This window comes from Pedobacter sp. GR22-10 (assembly GCF_026239715.1).
Taxonomy (GTDB): domain Bacteria; phylum Bacteroidota; class Bacteroidia; order Sphingobacteriales; family Sphingobacteriaceae; genus Pedobacter.
Map to the genome: position 1 here is coordinate 45,481 of NZ_JAPIVR010000009.1, position 8,697 is coordinate 54,177.

Annotated in this window: 10 protein-coding genes; 6 read left to right on the top strand and 4 right to left on the bottom strand. The window is 37.5% G+C overall.

The features are described 5' to 3' along the window. Positions 1–31: 31 nt before the first annotated feature. Entirely contained in the window at positions 32–2,125 is a 2,094-nt protein-coding gene (locus OQX64_RS22175; protein WP_265820401.1) for an FUSC family protein, read from the bottom strand. A 126-nt stretch (positions 2,126–2,251) separates the two neighbouring features. After that, complete coding sequence (locus OQX64_RS22180; RefSeq protein WP_265820402.1) at positions 2,252–2,614, bottom strand: response regulator transcription factor; 363 nt, start codon at positions 2,612–2,614, stop codon at positions 2,252–2,254. 165 nt (positions 2,615–2,779) lie between these two features. On the opposite strand from OQX64_RS22180, the gene OQX64_RS22185 reads away from it, so the two are divergent. The 4 genes from OQX64_RS22185 to OQX64_RS22200 all read left to right on the top strand — a co-directional run bounded on the left by OQX64_RS22185 (position 2,780) and on the right by OQX64_RS22200 (position 5,860). Beyond that, positions 2,780–3,550 (top strand): alpha/beta hydrolase, encoded by a 771-nt coding sequence (locus OQX64_RS22185; RefSeq protein ID WP_088303157.1) that lies wholly within the window; start codon positions 2,780–2,782, stop codon positions 3,548–3,550. A gap of 152 nt (positions 3,551–3,702) precedes the next feature. Next, positions 3,703–3,900, top strand: a complete 198-nt coding sequence (locus tag OQX64_RS22190; RefSeq protein ID WP_265820403.1) for a hypothetical protein — start codon at positions 3,703–3,705, stop codon at positions 3,898–3,900. Positions 3,901–3,988: 88 nt separating this feature from the next. After that, the gene (locus tag OQX64_RS22195) at positions 3,989–5,041 is read left to right on the top strand and encodes an endonuclease/exonuclease/phosphatase family protein (RefSeq protein WP_265820404.1); all 1,053 of its coding nucleotides are present in this window, start codon (positions 3,989–3,991) and stop codon (positions 5,039–5,041) included. A gap of 243 nt (positions 5,042–5,284) precedes the next feature. Further along, positions 5,285–5,860 (top strand): Crp/Fnr family transcriptional regulator, encoded by a 576-nt coding sequence (locus OQX64_RS22200; RefSeq protein ID WP_265820405.1) that lies wholly within the window; start codon positions 5,285–5,287, stop codon positions 5,858–5,860. Positions 5,861–6,008: 148 nt separating this feature from the next. On the opposite strand, the gene OQX64_RS22205 is transcribed toward OQX64_RS22200, so the two are convergent. Next, positions 6,009–6,470, bottom strand: coding sequence for a PA2169 family four-helix-bundle protein (locus tag OQX64_RS22205; RefSeq protein ID WP_265820406.1), 462 nt, complete (start codon positions 6,468–6,470; stop codon positions 6,009–6,011). A gap of 219 nt (positions 6,471–6,689) precedes the next feature. Further along, on the bottom strand, positions 6,690–6,878 hold the full coding sequence (locus OQX64_RS22210) for a cold-shock protein (RefSeq protein ID WP_029285704.1): 189 nt from the start codon (positions 6,876–6,878) through the stop codon (positions 6,690–6,692). A gap of 199 nt (positions 6,879–7,077) precedes the next feature. Here OQX64_RS22210 and map point away from each other — a divergent pair, with 199 nt between their 5' ends. Both map and OQX64_RS22220 read left to right on the top strand, forming a co-directional pair. Beyond that, positions 7,078–7,881, top strand: coding sequence for a type I methionyl aminopeptidase (map, locus tag OQX64_RS22215; RefSeq protein ID WP_265820407.1), 804 nt, complete (start codon positions 7,078–7,080; stop codon positions 7,879–7,881). Between the two features lie 614 nt (positions 7,882–8,495). Continuing rightward, positions 8,496–8,697, top strand: a 202-nt coding sequence (locus OQX64_RS22220; protein ID WP_265820408.1) for a hypothetical protein, incomplete at its 3' end; no start/stop codon positions are given.

Genomic DNA, 8,697 nt, shown 5'->3' on the forward strand with positions numbered 1-8,697 from the left:
TGATAACAGCGTTAAATAAGTCGTGAATGGTTTAACTGAAATATGTTTTTAATTGTTGCGTAAACATGGGCAGCAATTTTTGAGCAGGCATAGCCTTTTGCTTCTCACCACTTAAGGCACTTAGCGGAGTTAATGGAGCATGTGCAATGCAAAAATCCAGATCGTTCAAACAACTTTCAAACGCATCATCTCCCATGGCAACATCTGTATTTTTGGCCAGAGCAAGTGCTGCAATGGCACCATTTAATTGATAAATCAAAACCTGAACATCTTCCAGTCCGGCCAGATCGATATGATTGGATAAGGGTTCTTTTCTTACGGACTGCAATGCCTCACTTAAAAAAGAAAAGCTGATGTAAGCATCTTTTCTGGCCAGTTTAGTCCTGTAAAAATAATTCATAAACCCTTTTCGCTCTGTAGCAACGCAAAACAAATAATGGCGACTGGCAGTGAGCGCATTTAAAATGAGGGCACTAATGCGTGGTGTCTCCCAAATGGGAAAGATAAATATAGAAACATAAGATAATGCACAACCCGCCAGAGTAAATAATAAGCGATCGCTGATAATTTGGGATACATGCCCATGATAAACATTCAATGCCAGCACGACCATGACTGTTACACAAGCAACGCCCCACAGGTAATGCGTTCGGTTAAATAGAAAAAAGCCAAGCAGGCCAAGCGCTGCCAGTCCTAATTGTACAGAAACCGGAACAAAAGCAAGTAAAAGCCCAATTAGTAAGCCCATCAAGGTTCCCCACAAACGTTCCGTATTTCGTTTCCTGGTTAAACCAAAACCAGGCCGGTTTACAATAACCACCGTAAGTAGCAGCCAGTAACTATAACGCTGTCCGGGAAAAAATAAAGTGGGTGTGATGGCAATCAGGCAAAGTAAACTCAGGCGAAGTGCAAAACGGAATACCGGAGCATGAAGTGAAAACTGAGCCAGTAAATTTTTCCGGCTTACGCTGGTTTCAGGAATAAAATCTTTGTAAACTTCTGTTTCGATAAGATCAGTAGCTGGCAATTGCATCCGATAGCTTGCGGACAAGCGTGCTACAATTTCAGAAATATCTTTTAAATTCCCTGCGATTCCGGCAAGTAGATTTCCTCCTGATGAAGATATGGTGGTGGAGAGGAGCAGTAATTCATCAATCTTTTTTGCAATATCTTCCTGATGTGATTGATCAGCATCCATGGTTTTGGTAATGGAAAACTGTGCAGCGCTATATTCCAGTTGTACTGTAAGCTGTGAAATCACATCATGAATTTTCCACAGCGCACCTGTAGGTGCTAACGCAGCCCTGATTTCCCCATAATCATGGTGAATCGCCGTTACTTGCTCATAAAGATCAATAATATCTAATGCTGCAGCCAGCAGTTTTTTGCCAGACTGGTTATCCGGCGACATGGCAATTCTATCGCGGAGCAATAAACTTCTGATGAGTTCCTGTCTTGCATTTAACTTCAAATGAATTGATATATTACTTGCATTAAAATCACGTAGATCAAATCCCTCATTATAGGCACTTGCCCGTAAACGCATAAGGGCAGCCGTTCCCTGAATGGCTTCAAAAATAGCATGATGCAAGGAACGGTATGGCCACAAATAAATCTGCGTCAGACTGATAATGGCATACCAGGCGGCACCTAGGACAATATAAAAGCTGAAGATAAATGGTTCTTTGGGGTGCAGCCCGAGGGTAAAAGCAATCAACGTGGTACCAATTAACCCGATGAGCGACAGTCGGTTGCCAAATACTGATAACATGGCAAAAATAAAGGTGATCATTACCACACTGAGCGCAACATAAAATGGATTTGGCATACTTGCCGCAATCGCAAAAGAGGTAACGGCCAATGAAACCATTGCAATTACTGAAGCACTTAATTTGTCTCTCCTGTTGCCCGGAATGTCGCACATGCTCATAAAGAGTGTGCCAATACTGATGCTGATCCCCGCTACAAGTTGTCCGGAATAAGCAAATAAAACGAGTGGAATGATGATGGCCAGCGTGTTTCTTAAGGCATCGCTGAGGTATTCGCTATAACGTATCCTGATCGCAAAATGCTTTAATTTTTGAGCATACAGGGTTATAAAGTTTTTGTGCTGTTCTCTTTTCATCAGTTTCTGCCGCAAACTTAGCGACAATTATTCTGATTATAACACCTGTTTCAGTGTTTATTCAGATGATACCCTAATTGATAAAAAGGAATTGTAATTTATAAAGCAATATAACTGATTCCATTTTTAATGAATCTGTGCCGAAATCCGTTTAACAAAATCATCTATCTCAAATGGCTTATGAATGTAATCTTGTGCGAAGCAGCGTTTATATTTGCCATCTTTAGAAAAGTTAGCCGACATCATCACCACAGGCCTATCGGCAGTACCAGGTGATGATTTTAATTCACAACAGTAATCTATGCCGTTTCCATCAGGCAGCATCACATCCAGCAAAAATAAATCTGCAGGTTTACCTTTTTCAATCCCTGAACGGAAGGAAGCAATGTTCGAATAAGCAAATACCTCATATTTTTCTTCTTCCAACAACATAGAAACAATCTCTCTTATATCGTCATTATCCTCTAACACATAGATGCGCTTTTCCATATTCTCTTTATATCTCTCTCATTGTAAACCAATAGGATACCCAATTAGTTTTGATGAAAATTTAAAAAATCAATATCGCCCTTAAAGATTCTCCTTAGCGGAATAATCAGTCTGGCTTTAAAACCACTTTAAATTTTATACTGTTCAGGAAAGGAAAAGAATATTATGAAAAACATCATTTTTATACACGGTATGTTCCAGAATTCAAAAAGCTGGGACAAATGGCAAGAATATTTTACAGCAAGAGGCTATAATTGCATGGTTCCGGATTGGCCACTACATGAGGGTGAACCGCTAAGCCTTCGTCAAAACCCGCCTGCCGGCCTTGGCGATTTGCATCTGGATGATATTATAGTACCTATAGAAACACTGGCACTTCAAATGGAAAAACCAATTTTAATTGGTCATTCTGTTGGTGGTTTAATCGTTCAGTTACTCCTCAACCGCGGTGTGGCAAGTGCCGGCGTGGCGATTAGTCCGGTGGCTCCCAATGCGATGCTGGATTTCGACTGGGGATTTTTTAAAAACAGTGCCTTAATCGCAAATCCATTTAAAGGGAATGAACCTTTTTTTATGGATGAAAAAAGTTTTCACGGCTCATTTGCCAATACCCTAAGTGAGCAGGAATCAAATATAGCATACCAGGAATTTGCCACGCATGATAGCCGTAATGTACTGCGCGATTGCATGGGAACTCCTGGAGAAATGGATTTGGATTTACCACATGCGCCCCTGCTGATGGTTGCCGCAGAACAAGATGAAATTATTCCGAATACGCTGGTGAAGAAAAACTTCGAAGCTTACAAAGATCAATCAAGCCAGACAGCCTTCAAAGAATTCCCTAACCGAAGCCATTATATTTGTGGTGAACCAGGCTGGGAAGAGGTAGCCGCGCATGTGGCGGATTGGCTGGATCGCTTACCTGCTTCAACGTAATTTTAAAAAGAAGGGATTGCTGATGTAATCCCTTCTTTTTTGTATTTATTCCGATTGTAATTTCATTATTGCTAAAAATTAACCAGTACTGAAAACTTTTTTATTTATGGCCTGTTATCATGCAGAATTTATCGCATCATAAACAAATGCAAATGAACGAAATTACAAGTCACGAGAATTACCGTGAAATTATCTCCAAAATTAAATTACTATCTTCCATAACACAGGAGAATGCCTTGAATTATGATGAATTGAGAAAATTGCAAGCCCTGGCCATAGCTTATGAGCTAAAGCGATACGATTTTACCATTGGATTAACCGATACCAGGCAGTTTTCAATAGCTGGCTAATAGAATTTTCTTTTTTTATCCCCGAATTTGGTGAACAGAACATTTTTGCATGTTGCTTGTTTAGCTACTTACATTCATTAAGAACGCTTTGACACACGACATCCTTTTTTATCTGAGTTTGCTTGTTATCCTATCAACGGTTATTCCTTTTATTCGTCATGACTTCTGGATTTTCAGGGTTTTTGAATATCCCAGGCTTCAAAAATTATCCCTCAACCTTGTACTTATTCTGATCATACTGTGTTTTTCGTTTCCGGTAAAAACAGCAGACTGGTTACTATTTAGTGCCCTATTACTCAATGTTTTTTATCTTTTATACCTCATATTTCCTTTTACTGTTTTTGGCAAGAAGCAAATCATTACCAGTTTAAGATCCAATGGCAGGGATAATCTTAAAATTTTAATTGCGAATGTATTTCAGGAAAACCGCCAATCAGCCGATTACCATAACCTTATTGCATCATGCGATCCTGATGTCATTTTGATGGTAGAAACCAATAAGTGGTGGGAAAAAGAAATGGATTCTATTCAAGAAAGATATACTTACCAGTTAAAGGCTCCATTAGAAAATACGTATGGCATGTTACTGTATTCTAAACTTTCTTTAACTGATGCTAAAGTAAACTACCTGGTAAAGCCCGACATCCCATCTATGGAAGCTACAGTGGAGTTAAGATCTGGTCAAAAAGTAAAATTATTTTGTTTACATCCTGAACCACCAGTTCCTCAGGAAAATCCAAAAAGCACAGAGAGAGATAAGGAAATATTAATAGTTGGAGACAAAGCGAAAGAAAGCAAAATTCCGGTGGTGGTAATGGGTGATTTGAATGACGTCGCCTGGAGTTATACCACTGAACTTTTTGGAAAAGTCAGCGGACTTTTAGATCCGCGGCGCGGAAGAGGCTTTTTTAACAGCTTCAATGCAAAATACTGGCTGCTTCGCTTTCCATTAGACCATATCTTCTGTTCAACAGATTTTGCACTCAGTTCCATTAAAAGATTACCAAGTTGTGGTTCGGATCATTTTCCTATGTGTGTTGATTTGAAATATTTACCTTCTGCAGAAAATCAAAATGAACAGCTCGATGTTTCGGCAGATGACCTTGCATTAGCGAAAGAAAAAATAAGAGCTGATGGTTAAAAGCCATTAAGTAAAATTTAACCATCAGTGTTGTTCTTACAATAGGTTGATGATTTTTTGAGCAGCATTATTATGATTTCAAAAATAATAATCTGCTTTATATTGAATATACCTTTTCAATCTACCGTCATAAAAAAATTGCATATACAGTAAATGGATAAGGTTTCAACTGATCGCATTTTTTAAGAATTAAATGGCTAACTTTGCAATCGCGCGCTCATTTAAAATTATTTATAGTGCGAGATGAAATTTAATTCAATAATTAACTTTTTTAATGCCCTGGAACCTGTATCCGATGAGCTTATTGAAGAAGTTAAGCAATATGCCTCCACTCTCACGGTTAGCAAGAATATCAGATTGTATCCTGATGGAATTGCAGGAGAAAATGCATTGTTTATAGTCAGCGGAACATTAAGAAAATATACTTTTATTGATGGAAAGCAGATCACACTATCGCTGTACGGAGAGAATGAATTAATCGGTTATACCGAAATATCACATTATCTGGAAGATGAAGGCCTGGAAGTGATTTGCGATTCAGAGCTTATTTTACTACCAAAAGATTTAGTAGAAACACTTTATAATAAATTCCCGGAGGTAGATAAAATGGTAAGAAAGATTTTCTCTATGAAATACCAGAAAATCGTTCATGAATCAAGATTGTGCCGCCTTCCTTCTGCTATTCATCGCTATAGTGTCTTCAGTAAAACACCAGACAGATACAGCTTACCCGCCCGAATTTTAGCCAGTTACCTGTTAATGAGAGAAGAAACCTTTAGCAGATTAAAAACCAGGTATAAAAAAGAAAAGTGCATGTAATACATATCATTTTAGTGAAGGCTGTCTGGAGATGATCAGTCTTGCTTCTATTACCCTTTAAGTTGTTTTAAAGAGAAAGCTTATATTTTAATAATAAAAAAAGCCGCTGAATATTTTTCAGCGGCTCTTAAATTTTATTGCAGCTTAATTATACTGCTTTATGTGCATCTCTCAATGCTTTTATGGCATCATGACTAATGTTAACACCTTCCTGTTGTTTTAACAGAACAGATCTTACATTTTCGCCCAGTTCATTTTCCTGAAGTGCATCTCTGTATGCTTTTTTGATGGCATCTTCACCACGTTCACATTCTGCTAAAATACTGTGACGATCATTACCGCCAAAACTTGCTTTAATATCAATCCAGGCGCGGTGAAGTGTGCCTAAAACGGTATTGCCGCTATCAGGCTCTTCGCCACTTCTGCCCACTAATCCGGCAAGTTCAATAGAATTTTGTCTGCTATCAGACGAAAGTTTATCAAAAGTAGCTTTAAGGTCGATATTCTCATCACTTAAATCACTTGATGCTTTATCAAAACCATCTGCTCTGTCATTGTTAATCTCAATAAGGTCATTTAATACCTCTGCTGTTTTTTCTTGATTTTCCATAGTAAATTATAATCTTATAATTGGTAGATGGTATAACAACACGCTGAAAGGATTAAAGTTTGAAACTTTCCAATAAAGAAGTTTATAGTGAATACCACCCAGAAAATAAACACATATGAAGGTCAGTAAATATCGAAAAGCTAGAATATATTTAAAAAACAAGAGCATTATAAACAAAAAAACAGGCCGGAGGCCTGTTAAATCAGCAAAAGTGATGTTTTAAACAAGTCTTACCTTAACTGCATTTAATCCCTTTTTTCCCTCCTGTACTTCATACTCCACATTGTCATTTTCACTTATTTTGTCAATCAGTCCGCTTACGTGAACGAAGATCTCTGAACCATTTTCTTCTTTAATAAATCCAAATCCTTTTTCTGTGTTAAAAAATTTTACTGTACCGTTTTTCATGTTGTAGATTGTTATTTTAATTGATTAAATAAAAATAGTGTTAAAATCTAAAAAAGCAAAGATGTAATTAATTTAATTTCATCAGGTATCCTGCTTACCAGCACATTCAAATGATACATTCAGCTCTAACCATGCAACAAATGAATAAACAGATAGGTTTGAAATAGCCCTTTAAATGTAGATTGCTTATATTTGCAGCATGATTATTTACAAAACCAATGAAGAGGTAGAATTAATGAAAATCAGTGCGCTACTGGTCAGTAATACTTTGGCGGAAATAGCAAAAGTACTTAAACCAGGCATGACTACACTGGAAATTAATCATTTGGCAAATACTTTTATTCTGGATCATGGTGCGGTTCCTTCTTTTTATAATTATAACGGTTTCCCTTTTCATATTATCACTTCGGTAAATGATGTAGTGGTTCATGGCTTCCCAACTAAAGAGGAGTTAAGAGATGGTGATATTATTTCTGTTGACGTTGGTACAATAAAAAATGGCTTTCATGGTGATCATGCTTATACATTTATAATAGGCGAAGTTTCCACAGAAATCTTAACACTTGTCAAAACCACAAAAGATTCATTATACCTGGGTATTGAGCAGGCGGTTGCCGGAAAGCGAATGGGTGATATTGGTTATGCTATTCAGTCACACAATGAAAAGAAGGGATATGGCGTAGTTCGTGATTTGGTAGGCCATGGCCTTGGAAGGGATATGCATGAAGATCCTCAGGTTCCAAATTACGGACGGAAAGGATCAGGATCATTACTTCGTGAAAATCTGGTTTTAGCCATTGAACCGATGATTAATATGGGTAAAAAAGAAGTTTTTTTAGATGAAGATGGCTGGACCATCAGAACCGTAGATGGCAAACCATCAGTACATTTTGAACATGATGTATGTGTGAAGAAAGGTCAGGCTCTCATCTTATCTGATTACTTACCCATTGAAACGGCCGAAAAAGCAAATAGCAATCTGAATACCTCCTACTATAATTAATCTCAAAGCAGGAATATGATTTCTGCTTTGAAATTTCATAATCATATTATAAGTTACTATTCATTAATAAGTAAGAGATTTGATTTCTCTCTTTCGTTACACCTGAGATTTCTTAGAGAAATAATAGATAGCAAACGAAAGTCAGCAACTATTGGCTCTTTCAGTCCTGCTGTACACTGCAATCTTTTTGTTGAGATATTTCTGGAAATAGTATGTTATCGTTAACAAAAAGGATTTTCGTTCCCATCAGGTTTATTAAAGACAGGCCTGGTGCCTTTTTTTGAAAGCCTGCTCCTGCTGAGGCGTTTTAAATCAACTCTTTCTAAGATCCTGAATCCTATTCAGGAGAACCAGACAAGGGTTTCGAAGAACATTGATTGAGAATAACTTTAAACTTGCTTTTCTTTAGACTCCAAATGCTGCTACACAACATTTCATCCCTAAATCCGCGAAATCCCTGAAATCTGCGGGAAACAATTATAGATGGATTCCTAATCTCCTTGTTTTTCTATCGTTATGGGTTAGTACCCTTAAAAGTTCCTGAATTTCAACAACACAACGTTTCATCACCCTAAATCCGCGAAATCCCTGAAATCTGCGGGAAACAATTATAGATGGATTCTAATCTCCTTGTTCTTCTATCGTTATGGATTAGTCCCCTTAAAAAGATCCCGAATCATATTCAGCAAAAAGAATGGGTGGAATATTCAAAAACAATTCAGCTTTTGCCCCTTGTTCTTTGCTCTTTGGTCTTTGTTCCTTGGTCTTTAAACTTTATAAATCAAGAAACCCCTGCAGTTGTTACTGCAAGGGTTC

Excerpts from the sequence above, each read along its gene's own strand:
- OQX64_RS22175 (WP_265820401.1), bottom strand. The coding sequence starts at position 2,125 with ATGAAAAGAGAACAGCACAAAAACTTTATAACCCTGTATGCTCAAAAA.
- OQX64_RS22180 (WP_265820402.1), bottom strand. The coding sequence starts at position 2,614 with ATGGAAAAGCGCATCTATGTGTTAGAGGATAATGACGATATAAGAGAG.
- OQX64_RS22185 (WP_088303157.1), top strand. The coding sequence starts at position 2,780 with ATGAAAAACATCATTTTTATACACGGTATGTTCCAGAATTCAAAAAGC.
- OQX64_RS22190 (WP_265820403.1), top strand. The coding sequence starts at position 3,703 with ATGAACGAAATTACAAGTCACGAGAATTACCGTGAAATTATCTCCAAA.
- OQX64_RS22200 (WP_265820405.1), top strand. The coding sequence starts at position 5,285 with ATGAAATTTAATTCAATAATTAACTTTTTTAATGCCCTGGAACCTGTA.
- OQX64_RS22205 (WP_265820406.1), bottom strand. The coding sequence starts at position 6,470 with ATGGAAAATCAAGAAAAAACAGCAGAGGTATTAAATGACCTTATTGAG.
- OQX64_RS22210 (WP_029285704.1), bottom strand. The coding sequence starts at position 6,878 with ATGAAAAACGGTACAGTAAAATTTTTTAACACAGAAAAAGGATTTGGA.
- map (WP_265820407.1), top strand. The coding sequence starts at position 7,078 with ATGATTATTTACAAAACCAATGAAGAGGTAGAATTAATGAAAATCAGT.